Origin of the sequence: Vibrio sp. 10N.261.52.C11 (assembly GCF_041471405.1) — a bacterium.
Lineage (GTDB): Bacteria > Pseudomonadota > Gammaproteobacteria > Enterobacterales > Vibrionaceae > Vibrio > Vibrio crassostreae_C.
Genome location: NZ_JBFROI010000024.1, coordinates 115,808 through 140,322 on the forward strand (window position 1 = coordinate 115,808; position 24,515 = coordinate 140,322).

17 protein-coding genes and 2 pseudogenes are annotated in these 24,515 nt (G+C 43.4%); 9 read left to right on the top strand and 10 right to left on the bottom strand.

Annotated elements, in window-relative coordinates; all coding sequences use genetic code 11:
- Nucleotides 1-642 precede the first annotated feature (642 nt).
- The 3 genes from AB4323_RS09875 to fabV all read left to right on the top strand — a co-directional run bounded on the left by AB4323_RS09875 (nucleotide 643) and on the right by fabV (nucleotide 5,023).
- The gene (locus tag AB4323_RS09875) at nucleotides 643-1,272 is read left to right on the top strand and encodes a TetR/AcrR family transcriptional regulator (RefSeq protein WP_017065403.1); all 630 of its coding nucleotides are present in this window, start codon (nucleotides 643-645) and stop codon (nucleotides 1,270-1,272) included.
- A gap of 55 nt (nucleotides 1,273-1,327) precedes the next feature.
- Nucleotides 1,328-3,610 carry an acyl-CoA dehydrogenase gene (locus tag AB4323_RS09880; protein WP_017071963.1) on the top strand — a complete coding sequence of 761 codons (2,283 nt, stop codon included), beginning with the start codon at nucleotides 1,328-1,330 and terminating at the stop codon, nucleotides 3,608-3,610.
- 210 nt (nucleotides 3,611-3,820) lie between these two features.
- On the top strand, nucleotides 3,821-5,023 hold the full coding sequence (gene fabV / locus AB4323_RS09885; protein ID WP_017065406.1) for an enoyl-ACP reductase FabV: 1,203 nt from the start codon (nucleotides 3,821-3,823) through the stop codon (nucleotides 5,021-5,023).
- A gap of 306 nt (nucleotides 5,024-5,329) precedes the next feature.
- On the opposite strand, the gene AB4323_RS09890 is transcribed toward fabV, so the two are convergent.
- Nucleotides 5,330-7,012 carry an aspartate:alanine antiporter gene (locus AB4323_RS09890; protein ID WP_065584163.1) on the bottom strand — a complete coding sequence of 561 codons (1,683 nt, stop codon included), beginning with the start codon at nucleotides 7,010-7,012 and terminating at the stop codon, nucleotides 5,330-5,332.
- 249 nt (nucleotides 7,013-7,261) lie between these two features.
- Nucleotides 7,262-7,525, bottom strand: a complete 264-nt coding sequence (locus AB4323_RS09895; RefSeq protein ID WP_009847069.1) for a GrxA family glutaredoxin — start codon at nucleotides 7,523-7,525, stop codon at nucleotides 7,262-7,264.
- A 406-nt stretch (nucleotides 7,526-7,931) separates the two neighbouring features.
- On the opposite strand from AB4323_RS09895, the gene AB4323_RS09900 reads away from it, so the two are divergent.
- Nucleotides 7,932-9,224 carry an iron-containing alcohol dehydrogenase gene (locus AB4323_RS09900; RefSeq protein ID WP_017060396.1) on the top strand — a complete coding sequence of 431 codons (1,293 nt, stop codon included), beginning with the start codon at nucleotides 7,932-7,934 and terminating at the stop codon, nucleotides 9,222-9,224.
- Nucleotides 9,225-9,348: 124 nt separating this feature from the next.
- Here the strand turns inward: AB4323_RS09900 and AB4323_RS09905 are convergent, their stop codons facing one another.
- The 5 genes from AB4323_RS09905 to AB4323_RS09925 form a co-directional block, all read right to left on the bottom strand.
- Nucleotides 9,349-10,203, bottom strand: coding sequence for a MurR/RpiR family transcriptional regulator (locus tag AB4323_RS09905; RefSeq protein ID WP_004734686.1), 855 nt, complete (start codon nucleotides 10,201-10,203; stop codon nucleotides 9,349-9,351).
- A 358-nt stretch (nucleotides 10,204-10,561) separates the two neighbouring features.
- On the bottom strand, nucleotides 10,562-12,205 hold the full coding sequence (gene panP / locus AB4323_RS09910; protein ID WP_017060397.1) for a pyridoxal-dependent aspartate 1-decarboxylase PanP: 1,644 nt from the start codon (nucleotides 12,203-12,205) through the stop codon (nucleotides 10,562-10,564).
- A 118-nt stretch (nucleotides 12,206-12,323) separates the two neighbouring features.
- A complete protein-coding gene (locus AB4323_RS09915) occupies nucleotides 12,324-12,851 on the bottom strand; it encodes a hypothetical protein (protein WP_017066066.1) in 528 nt (175 codons plus the stop codon).
- Nucleotides 12,852-13,025: 174 nt separating this feature from the next.
- Nucleotides 13,026-13,931, bottom strand: coding sequence for a lysine exporter LysO family protein (locus AB4323_RS09920; RefSeq protein ID WP_017071961.1), 906 nt, complete (start codon nucleotides 13,929-13,931; stop codon nucleotides 13,026-13,028).
- 54 nt (nucleotides 13,932-13,985) lie between these two features.
- On the bottom strand, nucleotides 13,986-14,906 hold the full coding sequence (locus AB4323_RS09925) for an HDOD domain-containing protein (RefSeq protein ID WP_017066065.1): 921 nt from the start codon (nucleotides 14,904-14,906) through the stop codon (nucleotides 13,986-13,988).
- Between the two features lie 358 nt (nucleotides 14,907-15,264).
- Here AB4323_RS09925 and AB4323_RS09930 point away from each other — a divergent pair, with 358 nt between their 5' ends.
- Nucleotides 15,265-15,846, top strand: a complete 582-nt coding sequence (locus tag AB4323_RS09930) for a TfoX/Sxy family DNA transformation protein (RefSeq protein ID WP_017060401.1) — start codon at nucleotides 15,265-15,267, stop codon at nucleotides 15,844-15,846.
- Nucleotides 15,847-15,995: 149 nt separating this feature from the next.
- Here AB4323_RS09930 and AB4323_RS09935 read toward each other — a convergent pair whose 3' ends face one another.
- The 3 genes from AB4323_RS09935 to AB4323_RS09945 form a co-directional block, all read right to left on the bottom strand.
- The gene (locus AB4323_RS09935) at nucleotides 15,996-16,538 is read right to left on the bottom strand and encodes a hypothetical protein (RefSeq protein WP_017065409.1); all 543 of its coding nucleotides are present in this window, start codon (nucleotides 16,536-16,538) and stop codon (nucleotides 15,996-15,998) included.
- 286 nt (nucleotides 16,539-16,824) lie between these two features.
- Complete coding sequence (locus tag AB4323_RS09940; protein WP_017065410.1) at nucleotides 16,825-17,322, bottom strand: response regulator; 498 nt, start codon at nucleotides 17,320-17,322, stop codon at nucleotides 16,825-16,827.
- Complete coding sequence (locus AB4323_RS09945) at nucleotides 17,315-19,258, bottom strand: ATP-binding protein (protein WP_017060404.1); 1,944 nt, start codon at nucleotides 19,256-19,258, stop codon at nucleotides 17,315-17,317. The genes AB4323_RS09940 and AB4323_RS09945 overlap by 8 nt, the downstream gene beginning before the upstream one ends.
- 183 nt (nucleotides 19,259-19,441) lie before the next feature.
- Between AB4323_RS09945 and AB4323_RS09950 the strand changes: the two genes are divergently transcribed.
- The 4 genes and pseudogenes from AB4323_RS09950 to AB4323_RS09965 all read left to right on the top strand — a co-directional run.
- The gene (locus tag AB4323_RS09950) at nucleotides 19,442-20,704 is read left to right on the top strand and encodes a DUF945 family protein (RefSeq protein WP_372152291.1); all 1,263 of its coding nucleotides are present in this window, start codon (nucleotides 19,442-19,444) and stop codon (nucleotides 20,702-20,704) included.
- A 163-nt stretch (nucleotides 20,705-20,867) separates the two neighbouring features.
- Nucleotides 20,868-21,962 carry a 3-phosphoserine/phosphohydroxythreonine transaminase gene (serC, locus tag AB4323_RS09955; RefSeq protein WP_017065411.1) on the top strand — a complete coding sequence of 365 codons (1,095 nt, stop codon included), beginning with the start codon at nucleotides 20,868-20,870 and terminating at the stop codon, nucleotides 21,960-21,962.
- A gap of 351 nt (nucleotides 21,963-22,313) precedes the next feature.
- Nucleotides 22,314-22,658: pseudogene (locus AB4323_RS09960) on the top strand (maltose/maltodextrin-binding protein); the annotation flags it as partial.
- A pseudogene (locus AB4323_RS09965) lies at nucleotides 22,657-24,381 on the top strand (GGDEF domain-containing protein); the annotation flags it as partial. The pseudogenes AB4323_RS09960 and AB4323_RS09965, both read left to right, overlap by 2 nt.
- Nucleotides 24,382-24,515 lie beyond the last annotated feature (134 nt).

Consider the following 24,515-nt stretch of genomic DNA (forward strand, 5'->3'; position numbering starts at 1 on the left):
TTTGTTGGCTTTATTTCGAATGTAAGTCTCTATCGCTATTGATTAATTTACCAGTTGTGACAGGTGGCAAGCTTCGAGTAGATGTGTTGAAAATAAATGCAAGGCTAGAATTCGGCTTGGGCAGAGATTGGTAAACGTTGGTTAGGAGGTTGTTTGAAATACGTATCTCAGTGATAGCAATGTGCCAAGCGTGGTAGTTCGATTTTTAGTAAAAAATGACAATATAAAAAGAATCGATCGCGCTGTTTAGTTTGTAGTTGTAGCTGTGAAGAAGGGTAAGTAAGGTTTCACCCTAAACAACAAACAAAAAAAAGCCCAAACCAACGTGGTTTGGGCGGATACAAGTATAGGAGTTAATAAGGAAAATGCAGTAATTAAGAAAGCAGTGAGAAGAACAAGTTTGACGGCCTGTTAAACTTCTAAATACGCTGTTTTCTACCTAATTTAGGACTCTCCATTTCCATTTCAGTTCCAAGAAAATTCATTATTTTTTCTTTTTTTATAAACACACAGCGATTCAATCGTTTAGTGCTGAGTTTTATTAACTGGTACGACCAATTTGTGAAAATGTGATGTTGCTTGCTTGTTAAATAAATGTACTAAGCGTATATTTCAAACAGTTGTTTAATACGAGTGATTGAAATGGCACCAAGAAGTACAACCAAAGACAAAATCTTAGATGTGGCTGAAGGCTTATTTGCTGAGCACGGTTTTAATGACACCTCTTTACGTACGATTACGAGTAAAGCGAATGTCAACTTAGCTTCAGTGAACTATCACTTTGGCGATAAGAAGACTCTGGTTCGTGCGGTACTCAATCGTTACTTAGAAGCATTTATGCCAGCACTGCAAGATGCATTAGTGAACTTAAACTTGAACGAAACGTATTCTATGAGTGACGTGTTTGAGTCGTTGAGACAGCCACTAAGAGCACTTAATGATGTTAGGCCAAATGGTACAAGCCGATTCATGTTACTTATCGGCAGAGGCTATACGGATGTGCAAGGACACTTGCGTTGGTTCATTACTACTCGCTACAGCGAAGTACTTTCTTTGTTTACGACATCTGTAATGAAGGCGAATCCGAACCTCACTCAAGAACAGTTATTTTGGCGATTACACTTCACCCTAGGGACTTGTGTATTCACCATGGCATCAAGTCAGGCTCTGGTAGAAATTGCAGAGAATGACTATGACAGAAAGATAGATGCTAAGGCAGTGGTCGATATTCTTATTCCATATTTAGCCGCAGGCATGTCAGCAGAAGAATAAAACAATAAAAAGCGAAACATTCACAACCAATATAGTGAACAAAAGGATCTGAACTATGAGCTCTCTAAGACAAAAATGGGTAAGTGACCCAGCTTTTAAACTCTTTAAAAAAGTACTACCACCACTATCTAGCACCGAGAAAGAAGCGATGGAAGCGGGTAGCGTGTGGTGGGACGGAGAGCTGTTTTCTGGTAAACCAGATTTCACTAAGCTGCACCAATACCCAAAACCTCAGCTGACAGCAGAAGAGCAATCGTTCATGGATAATGAGCTTGAAACCTTGCTCGCTATGCTTGATGACCACCAAATTGTAAAAGAAGATCGAGACCTTCCTGAAGAGGTGTGGAACTTCTTACGCAAAGAGCGTTTCTTTTCGCTAATTATTGCGAAAGAGTATGGCGGTCGTGAATTCTCAGCACACGCTAACTCAACTATCGTAACTAAGATTGCGACTCGCAGTATCAGTACTGCGGTTTCAGTAATGGTTCCAAACTCTCTTGGTCCTGGTGAGCTGCTGTCTCACTACGGCACTCAAGACCAAAAAGACTACTGGCTACCTCGTCTTGCTGACGGTACAGATATCCCATGTTTCGCACTAACAGGCCCAGAAGCGGGTTCTGATGCGGGTGGTATCCCTGATGTCGGTACTGTGTGCATGGGCATGCACGAAGGTAAAGAGACGCTAGGTATCAAGCTTAACTGGAACAAACGCTACATTACACTAGCACCAGTGGCGACGGTACTTGGTCTGGCTTTCAAACTTCACGATCCAGAAAAGCTACTGGGTGACAAAGAAGACATTGGCATCACTTGTGCGCTAATCCCGGCTGACCACGAAGGTGTTGTGATTGGTGAGCGTCATGACCCACTTGGTCTTGCGTTTATGAATGGTCCAACACGCGGTCACGATGTATTTATTCCTATGGAATGGTTAATCGGTGGTGCCGATTACGCAGGTAAAGGCTGGCGTATGCTGGTGGAATGTCTGTCTGCAGGTCGTGGTATCTCATTACCCGCACTTGGCACGGCGATGGGCCACCTAACGGCGAAAACGACCGGCGCATACGCTTATGTTCGTAAGCAGTTCGGTATGTCGATTGGTAAGTTTGAAGGAGTTGCAGAGAGTTTAGGTCGTATTGGTGGCTTAACGTATCTACTAGAAGCGACTCGTACACTAACAACTACTTCACTCGATATGAAAGAGAAGCCGGGTATCGTTACGGCTATCGCGAAATATCACATGACAGAAATGGCGCGTACTATCCTGAATGATTCAATGGATATCCACTCTGGTCGTGCAATTCAAGATGGTCCAATGAACTACTTAGCTGCGCCTTACCTAGGTATTCCAGTTGCTATCACAGTAGAAGGTGCGAACATCTTAACTCGCAACCTGATGATCTTCGGTCAAGGTGCGACACGTTGTCACCCATACGTGCTAAGCGAAATGGAAGCGGCAGCAAACCCAGATGAGAAGCAAGGTGCGAAGGATTTCGATAACTTGTTGTTCAAGCATATCTCTCACGCAACTAAGAACACGTTTGGTGCGTTCGGTGCGGCATTGACAGGCTCTAAGTTCATTAAAGCGGATATGAGCGGTCCAACGAAGCCTTACTACCAAGACTTAACTCGCTTGAGCCGTGCGCTTGCAGTGAGTGCGGATTTCGCAATGCTTACACTAGGTGGCGAACTGAAACGTAAAGAGCTTATCTCTGCACGTCTAGGTGATGGTCTAAGTTACCTATACATGGCGTCTGCAGCGCTTAAGAAGTATGAAGATGAAGGTCGTCAACAAGCTGACCTAGACTACGTACACTACGCGGTTCAACACTGTTTCCATAACGCGGCTAAATCGCTACAAGAAGCGTACAGAAACTTCCCGAACAAGATGGTAGGTAAAGTACTTAAAGGTCTAGTTTTCCCTGTCGGTAACCACTTTGAAAAACCAAGTGATAATCTAACGGTACAACTGGCAGAAAGCTTGATGACTCCGGGTGCACACCGTGAACGTCTAACTCACCTTTGCTACATAGGCAAAGAAGAAGAGGATAGTGTTGGCCTAATGGAGAATGCGTTCAATGCGATGTACAGCATCAAGCCTCTCGAACGTAAGATCTTCAAAGCAGTGAAAGAGGGCAAAGTGGCTCGTAAAGGTCTATTGCAAGATAAACTTGCTCAAGCACTTGCGGCAGATGTTCTTACTCAAGACGAAGTTGACCAAATCATTGCAGCAGACAAACTTCGCTACGCAGCGATTCAAGTTGACCACTTCAGTCATGATTACAGTGAAACTTTGACGCGAAAAGAGTTAAAACCTAAGCTAAATAGCGTTGCTTAGATAAAGAAATGACAAAAGGCACCTTATTAGGTGCCTTTTTTTGTTTTTGTCGTAGAAGTTGCAATAGAGGCGTTAACAAATGGTGACTTAGTCAGCAAATATTCACTGAGTGCTCCAACCACTTGCATTTTCGCCACATTTTTACAGAAATTAGATGCCATTTGCGTACGAAACTTTTATCCTTAACCTGATTTTTTAAGGAAGTTGAATATGATCATCAAACCTCGAATTCGCGGATTCATCTGTACTACAACACATCCAGTCGGTTGTGAAGCTAATGTAAAAGAACAAATTGCTTACACAAAAGCTCAAGGCCCAATCGCAAACGCACCTAAACGTGTACTAGTTGTTGGCTCTTCAAGTGGCTACGGCTTGTCTTCACGTATTGCGGCTGCATTTGGTGGCGGCGCTTCAACTATCGGTGTTTTCTTTGAGAAAGCCGGTACTGAGAAAAAGCCTGGCACAGCTGGTTTCTACAACTCAGCAGCGTTCGACAAGTTTGCTAAAGAAGAAGGCCTATATTCAAAAAGCCTGAACGGCGATGCTTTCTCTAACGAGGCGAAACAGAAAACAATTGACCTGATCAAAGAAGATCTAGGCCAAATCGATATGGTTGTATACTCACTGGCGTCTCCAGTGCGTAAAATGCCAGAGACTGGCGAAGTAATTCGTTCATCTCTAAAGCCTATCGGCGAAACGTACACGTCAACTGCGGTTGATACCAACAAAGACACAATCATCGAAGCAAGCGTAGAGCCTGCAACTGAAGAAGAGATCAAAGACACTGTTACTGTAATGGGCGGTGAAGATTGGGAACTTTGGATCAATGCTCTTTCTGAAGCTGGTGTTCTAGCGGACGGTTGTAAGACGGTTGCTTACAGCTACATCGGTACTGAACTAACGTGGCCAATCTACTGGGATGGCGCACTAGGTAAAGCTAAGATGGATCTAGACCGTGCAGCGACAGCGCTGAACGAGAAGCTAGGCCAAACTGGCGGTACTGCAAACGTTGCTGTTCTTAAGTCTGTAGTGACTCAAGCAAGTTCTGCAATCCCTGTAATGCCTCTTTACATCGCTATGGTGTTCAAGAAGATGCGTGAAGAAGGTATTCACGAAGGTTGTATGGAACAGATCTTCCGTATGTTCAGCCAACGTCTATACAAAGAAGACGGCAGCGCGCCAGAAGTGGATGAAGTGAACCGTCTACGTCTAGATGACCTTGAGCTTCGCGAAGACATTCAAGATCACTGTCGTAACCTATGGCCTCAAATCACAACTGAGAACCTAAAAGAACTGACTGACTACGTAGAGTACAAAGAAGAGTTCTTGAAGCTATTTGGTTTCGGTGTTGAAGGTGTTGATTACGAAGCTGACGTTAACCCAGCTGTTGAATTTGATGTAGCTGACATCTAATTCAAGTTATCGAATCTAAACGAAATAGGCGCTCATTGAGCGCCTATTTTTTTGTCTGCTATTTGGTTCAAGAGATTAAGAGCAGATATGGGATTCGAGTGGCGGGATGCGAAGAGATTTAAGAGCGGATACGGCTACCGCGATTCGAAGGGGGACAAGAGTAGAAATAAGGGATGAAGAGAGTTAAGAGCAGGAGTGGGGAAGAAGGCTTGAACCGCTTAAAACAGGTTATAAAAAATGCACTAACCCAAAGTGAATTAGTGCATTCGAAATATCTAAGCTTGGCTGCTTTTAATGCAGCAGATGCTAGCTAATTATGATGATGAAAGTACCTGCTAAGGTCATCAATATATTGGCTATCGCATAAGTACCCGCATAACCCAGAGCCGGAATCGTTGAGCGAGCGTGGTCATTTACGATGTCCATCGCTGGAGCGCAAGTTCGCGCGCCAATGATTGCACCGAACAACAAAGCTCGGTTCATCTTCAATACGTAAGCGCCAACCAAGTAAGCGAAGAATACTGGCAGCACACTCACTACTAGGGCAATACCTATTACCTGTGGGCCAACTTGGGTTAAGTGCTCAAATATCTTACCACCGGCGCTCAAGCCGATACCGACCATAAAGAACATCAAACCGAGGTCTTTGACCATGTTCAGAGCACCTTGAGGCACATAACCGAAAGTAGGGTGGTTCGCTCGTAGGAAACCAAGCATGATGCCCGATAGAAGCAGGCCAACCGCGTTACCTAGCCCAAACGATACCTGACCGAATGTCATGGTGATTAAACCAAACAAAATACCCAAAATGAAGAAGCTACAGAAGGCCATCAAATCCGCCATTTGGCTGTGGATTGAGATGAAACCAATTTTCTCAGCTAGGCCGTGCACTCGACTCTTTTCACCACTCACCTGTAGGACGTCACCTTTAGAAAGCACGATGTTTAAGTCCATCGGCATTTCAATCTGAGCACGTACTACGCGGCTAAGGAAACAGCCGTATTCAGACAGGTTTAAGTCTGATAGGCGCTTACCTGCGATACTGTCACTCTTAACGACGATCTCTTCTTCCACGATACGCAGATCGAGAAGGTTACGGTCGAAAACTTCTTTACCGTTACGGAAGCTTGGGTCTAGACGAGCGTGGCTATCTGGGAAACCAACCAATGCGATCTCATCGCCTTCTTGCAGAATTGCATCACCATCTGGATGAGCAAGAATACCATTACGTCGAATACGCTCGATGTAACAGCCTGTTTGGCGATAGATGCCCAGTTCACGCAGATTCTTACCGTCAGTCCAAGAGATGAGCTCTGGTCCCACTCGATAAGCACGAATAATGGGCAAGTAAACCTTACGCTGACCTGAAGCGCCTAACCCACGTTCTTGGGCGATTTGCTCTGCCGAGTCGTGTAGGTTCACTTTTTGAAGTTTTGGAATCAAGCGAGCAAACATAATCATACTGATTAAGCCAACCAAGTAAGCCATCGCGTAACCGACTGAAAGGTTTTCGATAATCAGGCTCAAGTCCATGTTTCTTGGTAATTCTGCAAGCCCAGAATTCAGAGCATCTTGAGCACCTACCAATATCGGCGTTGCTGTTAAGGCACCTGCCATCATGCCTGCAGATAAACCAAAGCCTAGGCCAAGGTAATGACTACTGAAATAGGTTAGGGCAATTGCGGTAGAAAGTACCACAAGGCTCAGAATGAGGTAGTGCTTACCGTCTCTGAAGAAGATACCGAAGAAGTTTGGTCCAGCTTCAATGCCAACACAGTAGATGAACAGCATGAAACCAATGGTGAGCGCATCTGCGTTAAAAGAAAAGCCAAGATGTCCCATGATAAGGGAAGTAATCAAAACACCGATTGAATTACCAAGTTGGAGGCTACCGAAACGAATTTTACCAATGGCTAATCCAATCGATAAAACAACAAAGATGAGGAGAATGGGGTTTTGTTCTAACAGAAAAACAACGTCGATATTCACGGTGGTCGCTCAATAATTGGCGTGGAACACAGGGTAAGTTTGAGAGGTGAATTGTATCTAAATATAAATAAATTATAAGCAATATTTTGTTAATTTACTTGATTTTGACCTTATTCTTATTCCGTATGAAAACTGGTCATAAAAAAGCCCGCTACAGTGAGCGGGCTTTCTATAAATCGTACAGTCTAACGCCTAAATGGGTCAGCTGTTTAAGGCTTTAGCCCTGATTCTCGTTTGAGAAATCCTAGCTTAGTCGAAAAGACCTAGGTTTTCTTTTGCGTATGCTTCAAATTCTGTGCAGCCGCCGATGTGGTCTTGGTCGATGAAGATTTGTGGAACTGTATCGACAGGTTTACCAACAGTCTTCTCTAGATCAGCTTTGCTGATACCTTCAGCGTGGATGTCAACGTAACGGTAGTTGAAGTCATCGCGTTTAGCTTTAAGAGTTTCAGCATGCTCTTTTGCACGAACACAGAATGGGCAAGCAGGGCGACCAAAAATAACTACAAACATTTAATTTCTCCTAAATACGGGATGAGGCTCGTTAACTCGATTATGTTAACTATTCTTTAGTGAATGCCACTCAAAATTTCATAAAACCAACTATGCCTCAATGCCATGGGGAAATAAAGATGGAATTACCTCTTAATACAATAGGTTTTGTCTATCAGAGCAAATAATGGTCACAAAAAGGATCCATGCTGATTTCTGATGGGTATTCAGATTGATTACCCTTAATTTAAGAGTGTGAATTACCCCTAAGAATACAACATTAATCCATCTTTAATGCGACAAGTTGCACCTCGTCAAAAAAAGCGCATACAGAACGAGGCATCTTAATACTGATGCACTATATAAAGGCTAAATTCCAATAACCAAGAGTTCGCAGTTTTGTTCGGTCATAGGCGCAGGAGGCACCATGTTTCAATTTATGACATCTACAAAGATCATCTTTGGTGATGGAGCACTTTCCGCTTCATTGTCTCTCTTTAATCAATATGGCTACAGCGTGCTATTGGTTACAGGCAATACATTAGAGCGCACTTCAATTGTTACTGACTATCTTGATGCGCAGAGTATGCGTTATCAGCACATTGCCGTTTCCGGTGAACCTAATATCAAAATGGTTGAAGAGGCGGCTATTTCTGCTCGTCGATTTAAGCCAGATATGGTTGTCGCCATGGGGGGCGGTAGCGCCATCGATATGGGCAAAGCGTTGGCTGCGGTTTTACCTAATCAAGGCAATTTATATGACTATGTTGAAGTGGTCGGGCGTAATGTTCCTCTTAAAACCAAACCACTTCCGTTTATCGCAATTCCAACCACAGCGAGTACCGGCGCCGAGGTCACTAAAAACGCGGTGCTGAAATCAGGCCAAGACCAAGTAAAAATCAGCCTGAGAAGCCCAGACATGCTGGCCGACGTTGCGATTGTCGACCCAACCCTAACTCATGGAACCAATCTATATCTATCTGGGCGAGGTGCGATGGATGCCTTTACTCATCTAATGGAAGCCTACGTGTGTGGTGAACCGAATCCGTTAACCGATATGATTTGTGAAGAAGGGCTGCGTAAGTTGAGTGGTTCTGTGGTTAAAGCGTGTGTTTATGATGAGCCTCAAGCGCGTTCTGATCTTGCTTTCGCTTCTATGCTCGGTGGTATGGCGATAACTAATGCCAAGCTTGGCGCAGCCCATGGTTTAGCCTCCGCACTAGGAGGTAAGATTTCTGCGCCTCATAGTGTGATTACCGCGCGTTTAGCGCCGTTTGTGATGTTGGAGAACATAGCCGTTGCAAAAGAGCAGCAAAGAAGCGACATCCTAGCGCGTTATCAGCGAATCGCTCAGATAGTAACAGGTAACGTAGAAGCAATAGAAGAGGAGGCAATTTCTTGGTTATCGGAAGTGCTTGATACGCTTAAGTTACCCAACTTGTTGGAATTTGGTGTCTGTGAAGCCCAGTTTGATGAGGTGTCTGCCGACGCGCTCAAATCAGTGGCGATTAAAGGAAACCCTTTGCCGCTTAACCAAGAGAGGCTCGTGCATATTTTGAAGCAAGTATGCGAGAAGTGCAGTTGTAGAGAAGGGCATCATGAGGGAGCTTCAATGAATCAAATTGGGCAAGAGCCAGCTGTCGAGTCGAGCTTTACCATTATCAATTCTTATGCGTCCGAAAACAGCGTGGTTGAGAAGGGCAATAGTTGGACTATCTAACGGTCTTAAACTTGTTCGTTGTATAAGTCATTTTATACAGACAAATAAAAACGGAGCTCTAGGCTCCGTTTTTTTAATTCAACTTGTTCTCTGGTCATCTGTTTTCAGTTCATGACTAAGCAGATTAGAACTGAGAGTACTTCTCGTAACGTGAATCACGAAGTGACTCTTTGACGCGCTTTAGGTTCTCTCTGAAACCAGAACCACGACGTAGCGTAAAGCCTGTCGCTAGCACATCGATAACCGTCATCTGAACAACGCGACTTGCCATTGGCATGTAAACGTCAGTGTCTTCTGGAACATCCAGAGAAATAGACAACGAGCTCGCTTTATCCAGTGGAGAATCTTTTGCTGTGATAGCAATAACTGTCGCACCGTTTTCACGCGCTAAGTTTGCAATCTCAACTTGGCTTTTAGTGCGGCCAGTATGAGAGATAAGAACAATAACGTCGTTATCACTGCAGTTAATGCAGCTCATTCGTTGCATCACGATGTCTTCGAAACATGTGATTGGGATATTAAAACGAATAAACTTGTTTTGAGCATCTTTGGCGACAGCAGAAGAGGCACCCAGTCCGAAGAACGAAATGCGTTTTGCTTGAGTCAGCAAGTCAACAGCACGGTTTACTTGCATCGCGTCTAGACTGTTTTTAGCAACGTCTAGACAAGCCATAGTTGATTCGAAAATCTTATGCGTATAAGCATCTGGACCATCATCTTCTTCAACATTACGGTTCACGTAAGGTGTACCGTTTGCCAAGCTTTGAGCTAGGTGAAGTTTGAAGTCAGGGAAGCCCTTTGTGTCTAATCGACGACAGAAGCGGTTAACTGTAGGCTCACTCACGTCAGCCATTTTAGCTAAGGTAGCAATGCTAGAATGAATTGCAGTTTGAGGGGAAGCCATAATTACTTCGGCTACCTTGCGCTCAGACTTGCTGAAATTTTCCAGGTTTTTTTGTATTTTTTCTAATGTATTCATAGTGTTCACAAGGGTATAGAGAACAACTTGCTAGTTAATATCTTTTACCAGGGGGTATGGCTGAAGCAAATATCAGTAAACACAAAGCCGATGTATATTCGGTTTCGTAAATACTGCTGCGTCAAATAGATATCAAGCTAACTAGCACCATAGAGTCAGTATAAACCCAACATACTATTTACTAATACAAAAACAGGGCATGAATGCTTAAGAATATGACAAACCTCAACAAAATTTTAGAAAACTACAGAATTGGAAGAGAGTTTGAGCAAAAAGAATGCAAAATGGGTATGAACTGACAGCTTAGTTACATCAAAAAGAAAGAAATTTTCAATTTGATGCAACTAAAATTGAATGACTATGCGTTGATTTGCGTAACCAGTTTGTTGATTTTGCCCATCAAGTTTGGTGCTAGTTTAGAGATCTCACGCTGTTCTTCAAGCACTGACGAAAGAATGTCATTGCCTGTTAGTGGGTTTGCTAATACCACGCGGAAAACGATGATTGGCTGATGTACCCATGCTTCAGGGTTTAAGCGTGTACGTGACACGAAAGACTTACCTGTTTCACGCTGCTTCTTCTGAATAAACTTAGTCAGCTCATTGAGCAACTCATTCAGTTCGACACGATGTTCAGGCTCAGCTTTAAGCAGTGCCGCTTTGACTGACTCAGGGACATAGCGATAAGTCAGTAGGCAAAGCTCAGGTTCTGAAACCAGCTCGAAGTCGCTCTGATCTTTAATTAGGTCGGCAAAGTAGCGCGCTTTGTTGATGCTTTGGTCGATCAGCAGTTCATAACCTGGGCGGCTAATGATGTGCATTGCGGCGTAAACCAGCATTGCCATGCCTGAACGAGAACCTTCTAACGTATGGCTGCCTAAATCTTTTGAGCCCTTACGAAGAATGTATTGAGCATGATGTTCAATCGCAGTCATCGCATCTGGCTTCTTAAACAGAACCATGCCCGCACCCATAGGGATATAAAGCTGTTTATGCGCATCAATCGTGACTGAATCCGCGAGTTCAATACCATCAAGCAGATGACGATGATTGTTAGACATTAGAGTCGCACCGCCCCAAGCAGCATCAACGTGGAAATGACAATCGGATTCGGCACACACCTCAGCAATGTCTCTTAGCGGGTCGATATTACCGGTTTCGGTTGTACCAGCCACACCAATGACGGCGAAAGGTTTGATCTTGTTCTGCTTGAGTTGCTCAATCTTGAGTCTTAGATCATCAGTACAAATACGGTTGTCGTTATCTGTTTTAACAGACACTAGACCTTCTTGACCAATACCAAGGACATCCGCGGCTTTTTTCAGAGAGTAGTGGCCACGTTCAGAGACTAAGATGGCAAGGCCTTCGTAGTCGTAGTGCTTCATGGCTTTAAACAGGCCTTCTTTTTCTACACCTTTGAACGAACCTTGCGCTTTTAGTGCGTTGTTACGTGCAACCCAGAGCGCTGTAATGTTCGCGATGGTACCGCCAGAACAAAACGCACCTAAAGAGTGGTTTGCGCTGTGCATCCAACGAGAATAAAACTGGTCACTATCTTGATAAATCAGGCGATGTAACATGCCCAGAACTTGACGTTCTAGGGGAGTGAACGCTTTTGAGGTCTCGATTTTTACTAGATTCTGATTCAACGCAATCATGATTTTTGAAAGCGGCATCAGGAAGTACGGCAACGCAGAGGTCATGTGGCCAATAAAACTTGGCGAAGACGTGTGAACCGAATGAGACACAAGAGAATCGAGGAGATGCTCAGTATGTTCAGAAACAAACTCAGGCTGCTCTGGGATATGAGCATTTGAAAAATCTTTCTCAATTTCACGCAGCGGCTTTTCTTCAGCCACAATATGTTCACGTAAGAATTGATTCAGGTTTCGTGAAAGTTTGTCTTCAATTTGAGTGAGTGTTGAATCTGGGCCTTCAGGTACCGTGAAGATACGTAGAAGACTGTCGAAGCTAACATCTGCTGTTTTTTGTTCCGTAACCATAGCAAGCGAGTTATTTTTCTAATATTGACGCGAGCGGGACAATCTAAACGAAAACGGGAACAATGTCCCGTCTTAATTATGAAATCCAACTTCTCAAAAAAGCATATTAAATGCGGGGTTATTTACACTTAATCGCTTCAAGTTTACTGATCGACTGGTTGTAACGCTGCAGCGCTGAGTCGATTTGCTTAGGGTGACTAAGCAGCTCTGCAAAGGCAGAACGTAGTTCGTAGTTTTGAGCGTGAGGCGTTGATTGGCGGTCATCGAATGTTGTTTTCGCGATTTTACCAAGCTCATCATCACGTGTTGATAGCGTTTTAATGTCGTGTTGCTCAAGTTGCAACCAACCTTCTACAGGTTGCTCTGTTGCCACTTTGCTTGAGTCGTTTACTAAGTAGTAGTGAACCGCAGCACGGTTAAGCTCAAAGTGGTGCTTACGACCTTCTAGGAACCACTCACTCACTTCTGTTAGCTCTGGATATTGCTCAGAGGTTAATGCAGCAAGGTCGGCATACCAATTCAAAGAAGCGTCGATGTACGCATCATATTTTTTTGCTTGGCACTGGTTTGTCTCAGACATTGAATCTGCTGCAAAAGAGAAAGTAGAAGTTGAAGCTAGCAGTAATGCGACGCAAAGGCGTTTCATAGTGGTTCCTTTTGTAAGTTTATTCTTTTTATAACTTTGTCGTTACAGGTTACCGTGATCGTTATTTGTTGAGCAATGACACTTAGTGTCTTTTTATTTCGGTAACTGTATCGGTGTCTTGGGCATTGGTATTCGAGTTGCATTCTAATCTAAAACAAACGCTATTCCTGCGATCTAGTTAGCAAGAGATACAAAGAACAACATCAATATCGGAACAAGCAAGCTGAGGATAAAGCCACTGACGATAGCGATAGGCACACATCTAACGCCGCCTGTTGTTTGAATGACCGGTAAGGTGAAGTCCATCGCAGTCGCACCAGCATAACCAATGGAAGTGCATGGGTAGCTGCGAATTAGCACTGGAATCAGTACCAAGGCAACTAACTCTCTTAACAGCTCAAGCATGAAAGAAGCGCCACCATAGACAGGACCAAAGGCGTCACCCATTAAGATACCAGCCAGAGAGTACCAACCAAATCCAGAAGACATTGCCAAGGCTTTGAACAGAGGGATATCTAGGATGTAAGCCGCGATTACACCACCTAACATTGAGGTGATGATAATGGTGATTGCGATAACCATACCGTGCTTGTTGAGTAAGATCTGACGAAGTGTGAGTCCGCTATTACGCAGCTGAATGCCGATAAAGAATAGAAGAACAAACAGAATCCATTCGCTTGCGGTATCAACCCAATCAAGGCCAATAGGCAGCACTAAGCCAGCGATTAGCCCTGAACCTACCACTAAGATGAGTTTTGCAGATTCCATCGCCATAGAAGAGAGGGGAAGCTTCTTCTTGCTACTGTCGGTTTTGAGTGGCAATAACTTATCAATAGCGGGCAGTGCCATTAGGTTACATACGCTTAAGCAGACAAAGAAAGTGACGGTATATAGAAGGATTGTCTGCAGGTTACTGCCTAGGTTATCGAGGGCGGCTAAGCTTAGTCCCATTAACGCCAGAATCACGTAGATCAACCGCGATGTTGAGCGGTTGATAAATTCTAATGTCTGAGCGTTCGAAATTGCAAAAAGATACCCCACGACGAGTGGCGCAAATATAAAGATCATCCCTGTAAACATGCTTTCCCCATTGCATTTACTTCATATTACACTTACTTGTAATTTAACAGTGACTTAGAAGCCGCTAGTATTGATCACGTCGCTTAGCTTTGCATTAAAATCATGTTTGCTCAAGTTGCTTAATTTATAAAGCACCTCTGCACCTGTCACGTTAAGTTCAACTTCGTGATCATCGATGTTCTCGTCCTTGTTTCTGAACATCAGCAGGTGGTTAGCGATTCGAGCGATATCTAAGTAAGAGACTTCACGCTGTTCGTGGTTATTGATGGTATTGCTGCACACATCAATAAAGTCGCTGTCGAAGCCCCAACGGTTAAGCACCAATTTACTGGTAGCAGAACATTGGCCTTGGAAGATTTGTAGAGCGATGTCGTGATCTAGGTAATTGCCATTTTCGAGGTAGAGGTGGTATTCGCTAACCAAACAGAACAAACCAATATCAGCCAGTAATCCAACAAGCAGCGATTTTTCATGCTCAAGGTAACGGTATTCAGTAGGGGAGAGCTCTTTGAAGCTGTTGGTAACAAGCACCATAGTAGCGCCCAGCTCTTTTGATACAGAAGCGCTCTGAACCAATACCTTATTACATTCTTTACTGAGGTTGACTGAGTGTTTGAGTTGCTCAATAGCCTGAGCCGTCACGATGTCACGTACTCTTAATATGCCAAGGCGCGACACCGCCGTCATAATATCAACACAAGTAATATTACGTCGGTTAAAGACGACAGAGTTAGCCACACGAATGACAATAGCAGCGAGGCCTGGGTCTTCGAGTAAGCACTCGGCAACGTCAGCAATCCCAGTTGATTCAAGGGTACAAAGCGATTGAATCTTCAGTACAACGTTAGGGATAGGAGGAAGTGTTATTTTTCCCGCTGAGATAGAATGTCCAACAAGTTGGGCAAACTCTGATTCTAGACCCTTTAAGAGAAGAGTCTTATTTTGAGGTAGCCAGAAAAACGATAAATGATTCATATAAAAAGTAAAAACAGGTCTGTCCTGCCATTTTACAAGCCACGATGCTGCGAGGCAATACTCACCCGTCTACATAACCTTTAATAATTTGAACCGGTGTATCACTAGGTGTCCAAATTCAAGCATGGTTTGATAGTTTACTGTGAAGTCAATCATGAAAAACCGGAATACTCAATTGATTGATGTGAACTAAGTCCAGACTTATTTTTCTTTTCGAAGTATCATTTATTTAAAGGTGGAAAACGAAACCATAATATTCACCTATAGAATAAAAAAATAGATTTAAAATTTTTCGCATAACAAGCTGCTTGTCTGGTGATCAACCTAATCGGGGTAATTTGATTAAGGATCAACGGATATGACCGAGACAGCATTTATTAATTACGTGAATCAATTTGGTGAGCATCAAAAACGTTCTATGTTCGGAGGTATTGGCCTCTTTCAAAATGACGCTATGTTCGCTTTATTGAGTGAAGGTTGTTTATTCATTAGAGGTGGAAAATCATTAGATAAAAAACTGACCGATCTTGATTGTGAAAAGTATCGTCATGTAAAGAAGCAGACAACAGCAACCGTAAACTATTACGACATTACGGATCTGTTTACCTGTGAACATCCTGAATTGGATAGTATTATTCGTACTTCAATCGATAATTCAATTCAGCAGCGTAGCTTCAAGAAGTCATCAGCTAGCCGTAGATTAAGAGATCTACCAAACATGCAGCTTACGTTAGAGCGCATGGTTAAAAAGGCGGGTGTGGATGATGTTTCAATGTTTATGCAGTTGGGCGCACCTGAAGTGTTTAATAAGGTTCGCGAAGCGTACGGAAACGATGTTGACCTAAAACTACTTTGGAAATTTGCGGGTGCAATTGATGGTATTCACTGGAAACTATTACAAGAGCCACGCAAGCAGCAATTACTGAAGAGCTGCCACTAAAGAAGTTTGCCTTATATGCTTAAGATTACTGTCAATAAAAAAAACCGAGGAATGTCCTCGGTTTTTTTGTTTCTGTCTTAGTCGGATTTCTTAAAAGACTAAGTATCAAAAGGCTAAGTGCTCGTTAAGAGCTAGCTTGGCTTTAAGTATTAGTACTTGAAGCGAGCAGTGAACATAAGTTGGTCACCGTAGAAGTCGTTAATACGAGCTTCAGCGCCTAGAGAGAAAAGCTCTGTAGAGTGGAAACGCGCGTAAACAGAACCTGTCCAATCATCGTTGTCATCGATAGAAACGTAACCACCTTTACCACCAACTTCTAGTTGTGGACCAAGCCATTGGCGAACACCAATGTTGATTTCCATACCGATATCAGTAGAGCTTGAGTTCTCAGGTTGAACGATACGAGCTAGCATTTCACCTGTTAGGTCTGCCCAGTTGTTTAATGGAGCGTGGAAACCAAGACCTACAGCTGAGTCGTAATCGCTTTCAAATTCTGAATCGATACGTGCTATAGCGTGAGCGTTCGGGTGAATGGACTTACTGAACGCACCACCAAATGTTACTGGGCTAGCACCGATACGTGCTTCAAAGTAATCATAGTTAAAGTTGCTCATTACCTGTGGTTGTTCATCAACAGCTAGTGCTTGACCAGAAGCCAATAGCATAGCGGTAGTAAGTAGAATTTTGCGCATAACGACCGTAAACCTATATTAGTGTTAATTCCTTTGGTTTGAGACAAATCGGCAAACCATAAACATTGAGACAGTTTAATCTAACTCACGGAAAAGTAATCCTTTAAAATGTAAAACCTTACTCATTTAGTTAAAAAACAAGCAAATTAAGGATCAGTATGTAACGGAGATCTCATGTTTAGGGCGAATGAGAAAAATAGACGAGCGAATTATCCAAAATTTGTATGCATTCGGACGGTTCTTATATCGGATGCCGCTTTTCTCAGTATCCATTAACCAATCAGTGCTATTCACCAAAACTGGTGCGTTTATCCGCCATTGAAGTCAGTATGCGCTCGGTATCCAAGATCGAAGTCCAGTTAAGCAATTGCTTGTCGTTGGCAATGACATAGTCAGTCAATTGTTGAGTAATCGTGTCTCTCAGTTGGTCGCCTTGCCAAGGTTTTGAAATATAGAAATCAAGTGCTGCGTTGTTAATGGCTGTGACGGTATCTTCTAGCCCAGCTTGCCCGGTGAGCAACAGCTTACGCGTTGGTTTAGTAGCGTCGTGTTGGTTGAGTTCGATCAGAAAATCAATGCCGGTTTCTTCTGGCATGATGTGGTCGCATAAGATTAACGCGAGCTTAATACCATCTTGTCCCATTTCTTTGATTACTTGCTTGGCTTCATCGACCGACTCTGCACCTTCAACCAGAAAGTTCTCTTCAAATATCGCCAAGTCCTGAAGGACACTATTGAGAACTTCAGGTTCATCATCGACACATAAAATTAGGTACTTATTCATGAGGTGCTCCTTCTTGTTTGAATGGAAGCCACACTTGCATGTTTGTATGGCTGCCTACCTCTGACTCCACCAAAATAAACCCTTGATGAGCCGAAACGATTTGTTGAGAAATGGATAACCCAATCCCTAAACCAAAGTTGCCTTCTTTTTTAGTCGTGAAATTTGGGTTGAAAATGGTGTTGATGTCTTCTTTGGCAATGCCGTGGCCAGTATCGGAGATTTGCACCACAAGAAACGCGTCGTCGCCTTTTGTCTGTTGAGAAGTGGTGATGGTCACTTTTCCTCGTTCAGATAGGGCATCGAGCGCATTGGAGATAAGGTTGGTCCACACTTGTTGCAGCGAGAGCGACTGGCACAATAAAGGCGGTAAGTCGGTATCGTAATGCTTTTCGAGTTGGTGGTGTTTAAGCCTGTTTTCGAAGATCACTAAGGTATCTTCAAGCCCTTCGTGGATATCTGTGTAGTGGCGAACTTCTTCATCTTCTCTAGCATAGCTTTTTAAGCTTTTGACCATATCGGCAATACGCTTGCTGCACACTTGAATTGAGCGGATAGAGTTTCCAACATAATGGTAATGCTCTAAGTCATTGAGCAGCTCTTTGCCTGCGACAGGGGACGCCTTTAATGTGTTTAGAACCGTAGAGTCTTGGCTTAGGTTTAGTCTCACGGCTTTTTTTGCTAAAGCACGGTCATTAATCGTCGACGTAAGATGCTTTACGAGCTGTCTTTCTTGGGCTGTTGATAGTGGCTTAGCTAACTTTGAATGTGCCAGTACGTCAGTCCCTTTATTGGACTCTGGAACGGATAGGTTTGCCAATATTTGGTCGAGATGGTCTGACAGAGTTTCGATGCTTCTTAATATGGCAGCAATCGGGTTATTCAGCTCATGTGCGACTCCCGCGACTAGCTGCCCGAGCATCGCCATTTTCTCTTTCTCGATCAGTTGTTGATGTGCAGACTCTAATGATTCTAGTGTCTGCTGCAGTTTGATCTTATTGGTGATGCTGCGTTGCAAACGTCGATTAAAATGACGGAGCAATAGATTGGTAAATAAAGGCAGCAGGGTATTGTTTGAATGCATCACCTGAGCAAAGCTATCTTTATCCAGTTTGATAACGCGAGTCTGCGTTAGGGTGATCGCCGTAGAAAACGAAGGCTCGCCTGTTACAAATGACATCCCGCCAACAATGTTCCCTTTGGAGTGACGTACCACTTCCCGCTGTTGCCCAAGTTCATCTTTCTTATAAAGAGCTGCTTCACCCTCAATGATCAGCCATAAAAAGCGATTGTCTTCGCCTTCCACAGTGAGTAGATGCTCGGGGGAATAGTCACGAATGGCCTTAGTTTTGTCATCTTTTGAAAACACATCTTGTAAGGCACTGACGACACGTTCTGCAAGGGCATTATCAGAAAGCTGGTGGTAGTCGTGAATGAAACCCGATTGGAAAGAGTGAATCTTTTGCTCAATGTGCGCTCTGAGTAAGCGTTGTTGATCCAATGCATCGCTGTAAGAGAGCAGGTTTTCTGAGTCGTATTGGATAACAAAAGAGGTCAGCTCTTTTTGCGCTGATTTGAACAGAACCTGATCTTGAACCGGTTTGGTTAAACAGTGGTTGAGCCTACCTTCATTCACAGCGGTTAAAATGGATTGAATGTCTGACGAAGCGCTGACTAATATCGTTCTTGCGGTATTACTATGGGGCAGCTGTTGAAGTTCAATCAGGAATTGCACGCCATTAAATTCAGAATGATGATGAGTGATCACCAAGGCAACGGTTTGGTTGTGATCATGAATATCTTCTAATGCGTGATGTGCGTCTTCTATGTTCTCGGCAGTATAAATATCGAATACAGAAGCCAACGGAGCCAGCTCCGAACGTATTCTTTCAATGCTAACCGGATTATTGTCCAAACAGATAACAGCGTATTGATTCACAGCTCAACCTTAATAGTAGCGACGTCTTTAGCCTAGCAAGAACCGCCGAATAAGGATGAGAGCTAGCCGTTAATTTATTGAGGCAATCGAAGTATCGAGCAATAGACTGATTTAACTCAATGTTTCTTGTTTGCTACTGATGGGTTAGACTAAAAAAAATAGACACGTGTAGAAAGAGAACTCATGGAACAGTTAAGAAAAATTGGTGCTATTGGCGGAGCAATCTCACTGGCACTTTGTTGGCCGCTAGCGGTTGGGCAAATTGGACAAAATGCGATTACCGATGGCGTTGCAAAGCTTAACAATTCAAGCATTCAAGCTGAGATCGTGGAATACGATAGAGGTTACTTGTCTTCCAACGTAACCACTCGTTTAACTGTGATAGATGAAAACCTGAAAGAGCAACTTGCGATTGATGGGTTGCCGAGTGAGTTTGTCATAAATAGTGCGGTTAGCCATGGTTTGGTGAGTCTAAATGCACTGTCGACGTTTGAGAATACCGATATTCTGCCTTTAACTCTGACCACTAGTACTGAGCTAAACGGCAACACTGACTTTAACTTTGAGTTAAGCCAGTTCAATCACCAAGGTTCTGATGAGAATGGGACTTCGGTCTCGATCACTAAATCGAATCTTTCTGGCCATGTGACTGTTTTAGGCCAAGTTGATTACGAGCTTTCAATCCCTTCAGTTCAAATTGATTTTGAAACCGGTGAAGAGGTAACGCTGTCTAATCTGAAAGGTGTGGGTTCAGGCCAACAAGCGAAAGGCTACTGGTTAGGTACTCAGAATTTTACTATCGATAGCTTCTTGGTTTCAGATTCTGCAATGCAGCCTTTCATGACCATTGAAAATTCTAAGTACGATTTTGAATCACATCTAGATGAAGCAACTAAGCGTCTGCGCAGCAACCTCAAGCTGGATATCGCAAACATCGAGACCAGTGAAGGCCAGTTGAACAACCTAAACGTCGATTTTGAAATGTCGAAGTTGGATAGCGAGTCGTTTGAGAAAATCTTTGAGATTTACCAATCTAATCCTGTGATGACGCAAGAAGACGTTGCAGAGATCATTCCATTTATCGATATCCTGTTTGCTAAAGGTTTCGACCTTTCAATGAACAACATGTCGTTAGAGTTAGGTAAGGGACAGTTCGAATCTAAGTGGTTGGTGAGCGTGCCGGAAGGGACCGAAAACATCAGCAGCAACCCTTCGATGATCATGCCTGCATTAACGGGCAACGTTCACTCTAGCTTCTCAAATGAACTTGTTGAAGAGTATCCATTCATCCGTGAAGGTATCGATGAATTGCTTGTGATGGAAATGATCAAGGAAACAGACAGTGGTTATGAAATCAGCGCTGACTTAGAAAATGGAAACCTAGTGTTCGAAAATGGACAAGAAATTCCATTAATCGCTCTACTTATGCCGGTTTTTGTTCAATAAACAGAGCAGGCGTGAATACTGATAGGGTGATTTAGCAGGTTAAGCTTAAACATTTTATACGGTACAAAACAAAAGAGGTCTTAAGACCTCTTTTGTTGTTTTTATGTTGGGTAAAACATGGTATTACTTGCATAGTTATTATTTAGCAGGAGCAATCATCCCCATGGAACTTACATTAGATAACGTATTCAACTTCAGTGCTGGCCCAGCTGCACTGCCTAAACCGGTAATGAAACAAGCGCAAGCGGACTTTATTGATTGGAATGGTTTAGGGACTTCCGTGATGGAAATCAGCCATCGCAGCAAGGAATTTATTCAAGTTGCTGACGAGTCCGAACAGGACCTACGTGATCTTCTGAACATCCCAGACAACTACAAAGTTCTTTTCTGTCAGGGGGGCGCTCGTGCTCAATTCGCTGCTGTTCCTCTAAACCTTTTAGGTGATGCGACGAAAGCGACTTACATCGATGCGGGTTACTGGGCAGAAAGCGCAGTGACTGAAGCGAGCAAATATTGCGAAATCGATGTATTCAACGCGAAGACGTCAATTGATGGCAAAGCAGCGGTTGTTCCAGCTAAAGATTGGAAAATCGACCCGGAAGCAGCGTATGTACATTTCTGTCCAAATGAAACCATCGATGGTATTGAAATCAGCGAACTTCCTCAAACGGATAAGCCAATCGTAGCGGATATGTCATCTAACATTCTGTCTCGTAAGATCGACGTGTCTCAGTATGGTGTTATTTACGCGGGCGCGCAAAAGAATATTGGCCCAGCGGGTATCTGCATTGCAATCGTACGTGATGATCTACTCGAACTCGCAAACGACGTGTTGCCGAGTATTCTGAACTACAAAGTACTTGCTGAAAAAGACTCAATGTTCAACACACCACCAACGTACGCTTGGTACCTATCAGGCCTTGTGTTCAAGTGGCTGAAAGCTCAAGGTGGCGTTGAAGCGATGGAGTTGGTGAACAAAGAGAAAGCAGCGCTGCTTTACGATGCAATCGATAGCTCAGCTTTCTACAAAAACGATGTTCACACTGCAAACCGTTCTAGAATGAACGTGCCGTTCCAACTGGCGAAACCTGAGTTAGATGGCAAGTTCCTAGAATTGGCTGATGCTGCAGGTCTGAAATCACTGAAAGGCCATAGAGCAGTAGGTGGAATGAGAGCTTCACTTTACAACGCAATGTCTCTGGAAGGCGTTCAAGCGCTGGTTAGCTTCATGAAAGATTTCGAAGAGAAATACGCTTAATCGATGATAGGGCTTTGACTGATAAATTGCTTATTTGATTTTTATTGTGTCGAATGCACCGAACGAGATAGATGCCGCTTTTGCGGCATTTTTTTTGTCGTTAATAATAAAGGGTATGGTATGTTGATTTATTGTAAGAACAGTCATCCAGAGATATGACGGATGTATCAGAATGAGCAGACCTTTCTCTTAAAGCGAGAGTATCAACTGTTATTTAGGCACTTTTTACTATATAACGTGTCGCCCAAAGCTAGGTCTCTAATCATGAGCAGTGAGCGATAAGCCGCATCGCCCGGTTTATTGATGGGCGATTAAAATCCAACGTCTAATTTTTACCACAAGGAACCAAGTGTGAGGTTATTGAGTCTATTTGCGATGCTATTTCCGGCCGTTGCTTGTTCGTCCACACTTGAAATATGGGCTGGTATTAATTATGAAACGGCCGATTATGTAAAAGAACATATCGAAGCGATGACTGATCATCGTGTAGAAATTCGTTCGTTTGACGTCAACAGTATTCGTTCTGAACTGCTTGTTGCTGATCCTAGAGACAATACCTTTCCCGACGCCATCTGGGTTCCTTCTGACTTCTTAGGTCTAACTGAATATATCGATTTAGCGACGCTTCCTGATGCTTGGGTCGATACCCAACGCTATGAGAAAAAAGCGCTTGATGCAGTGGTCATCAACGGTGAGCCTAACTCAATGGTATTCGCATGACCGATCATTGATTAAAGCGGGTGGTAATATCTTTTTCTCGAGTGTTGTTTGGGACAAGATGGATAGCTTCAATGCGCTAGCGGAGAGTGTGTCCGCGACTTATATTCTGGACCAAAACTGGAAGCCCATTTATGACAGCAAAGGCAGCTTGTACCATTTTGAGCAGAGCCAGTTATTAGAAAGCTTGAAGCGTCCTCAATCGGTTTATGGGCAAGGGAAATTGTTCCACACCGAGTTTACCGAAACTGAAGTGGCGGATAATGCCGCTGCAGGTATCGCTTTTGTCGCGCCGATTTTACCTTATCGTTTGATAGAAGGTTCTACATACACGCCGCAGGGTTATCTTGTGGTTCTTATGGGGTATGACAGACTTAAGACTAAAGTGACGCCTTTCCTTTATCAAAATGAGTCGGTTGAGTTTAACTATATTGATTCAACGGATGCTCAATCTTCTGAACAAAGTGCGAACATTATCTCTATCGACAGCACATTCTTTACCGACAAATTGGTACTGAACGTCAAACATCATATTTCCGACAGTGAGCGTTTATTAGAGATGCAACAAGCTCAGGTGGTCTTTGTCAGAATATTGGTGGCGACGCTTGCCATCTCGATTGTGTTTGCTCTGTTCCTAAGCCGCTGGTTCTCAGGGCAGTTAAACTTGTTGGCTGAATCTGTTACGTCGTATTCGCATAACCAGTCACCGACTCATAGTGTGGATGAACATCGTTTTACAGAGTTCGTCACGCTGAGTCGTTTATTGGAAACCTTGTGGGGTCGCATACAATATCAAGTCCGTGAGTTTACCGAAAGTAACGATAAACTCGAAAGATTTAATGTTCAGCTAGAGGACTTAGTCGAAGAGAAAACCAGCAAGTTAACTAATTCGCTCGCGCGTGAAGAATCCCAGAAGCATCGTATTTTGAAGATCGTTCAGTTTGCATCATCAAGACACGCGGCTGAATATCGGTTGATTCCTCAAATGGTCGATCAAGAGTTAAAGACATTACTTGTTCAACATTCGATTCAGTTTCATTTTAACCGGACTGGCGAGGCTGACCTGATACTCTGTGACTCACAGGGGACGGCGATCGGGTATTTTTGTTCAAGTTCATTTGATGTCCTCAGTGAAGAAGATCTTCTGATTTTTGACATGTACCAAAAACAGTTAGCTGGTTGGCTAGAGCTCGAAAATATTACACGGATTAACATGCCGACTGGCTGTTTGAATCGTAAAGCTTTTAATGAAGATCTCGAATTCAGTAAACGCAGCATTAACGACAATCAAAATCAGATTTCTTTGATCATTATTGATATCAATGGCTTGAAAACGACCAATGATGTTCATGGGCATGAGATCGGGGATGAGCTGATACAGCGCTGCGTAGACGTAATCAGCCACGAATTGACACCTGCCAGTAATCTATACCGTTTGGGTGGAGATGAATTTGCGGTGCTTACCTTAACGTCTGGTGAGTCGAGTTCGCTCAATGTCGCAAAGATGACTGAGCAGTTGTACATTGCTCAGGAGCAACAGGCAATCGAGACTAAAGCGGGTATCTCTATTCCTGTCAGATTCTCGATTGGTGCAGCCTCTAGTGATTCAACAGACGTTGAGCAATTGTTCTCAGTCGCTGATGAGAATATGTATCAGCAAAAGCGTCTTTATTACCAAACGTTGTCTGTGGTTGGGAAGTAATAATGCCAATCACGCTGACAAATAGCGATCACGATTTTCGACGTCCATTAGAGCGGAACTGCTGCGGTGTGACGTTATAATATGTTTAAACGCTTATGGGAAATGCGCTTAGTCGGGCCAACCGTTGCTTAAAC

Bases quoted from the DNA above. Each gene is read 5' to 3' on its own strand.
- AB4323_RS09895 (WP_009847069.1), bottom strand. From the start codon at position 7,525: ATGTTTGTAGTTATTTTTGGTCGCCCTGCTTGCCCATTCTGTGTTCGT.
- AB4323_RS09925 (WP_017066065.1), bottom strand. From the start codon at position 14,906: ATGAATCATTTATCGTTTTTCTGGCTACCTCAAAATAAGACTCTTCTC.
- AB4323_RS09930 (WP_017060401.1), top strand. From the start codon at position 15,265: ATGACCGAGACAGCATTTATTAATTACGTGAATCAATTTGGTGAGCAT.
- fabV (WP_017065406.1), top strand. From the start codon at position 3,821: ATGATCATCAAACCTCGAATTCGCGGATTCATCTGTACTACAACACAT.
- AB4323_RS09900 (WP_017060396.1), top strand. From the start codon at position 7,932: ATGTTTCAATTTATGACATCTACAAAGATCATCTTTGGTGATGGAGCA.
- AB4323_RS09940 (WP_017065410.1), bottom strand. From the start codon at position 17,322: ATGAATAAGTACCTAATTTTATGTGTCGATGATGAACCTGAAGTTCTC.
- AB4323_RS09875 (WP_017065403.1), top strand. From the start codon at position 643: ATGGCACCAAGAAGTACAACCAAAGACAAAATCTTAGATGTGGCTGAA.
- AB4323_RS09950 (WP_372152291.1), top strand. From the start codon at position 19,442: ATGGAACAGTTAAGAAAAATTGGTGCTATTGGCGGAGCAATCTCACTG.
- panP (WP_017060397.1), bottom strand. From the start codon at position 12,205: ATGGTTACGGAACAAAAAACAGCAGATGTTAGCTTCGACAGTCTTCTA.
- AB4323_RS09920 (WP_017071961.1), bottom strand. From the start codon at position 13,931: ATGTTTACAGGGATGATCTTTATATTTGCGCCACTCGTCGTGGGGTAT.
- AB4323_RS09935 (WP_017065409.1), bottom strand. From the start codon at position 16,538: ATGCGCAAAATTCTACTTACTACCGCTATGCTATTGGCTTCTGGTCAA.
- AB4323_RS09915 (WP_017066066.1), bottom strand. From the start codon at position 12,851: ATGAAACGCCTTTGCGTCGCATTACTGCTAGCTTCAACTTCTACTTTC.
- serC (WP_017065411.1), top strand. From the start codon at position 20,868: ATGGAACTTACATTAGATAACGTATTCAACTTCAGTGCTGGCCCAGCT.
- AB4323_RS09905 (WP_004734686.1), bottom strand. From the start codon at position 10,203: ATGAATACATTAGAAAAAATACAAAAAAACCTGGAAAATTTCAGCAAG.
- AB4323_RS09880 (WP_017071963.1), top strand. From the start codon at position 1,328: ATGAGCTCTCTAAGACAAAAATGGGTAAGTGACCCAGCTTTTAAACTC.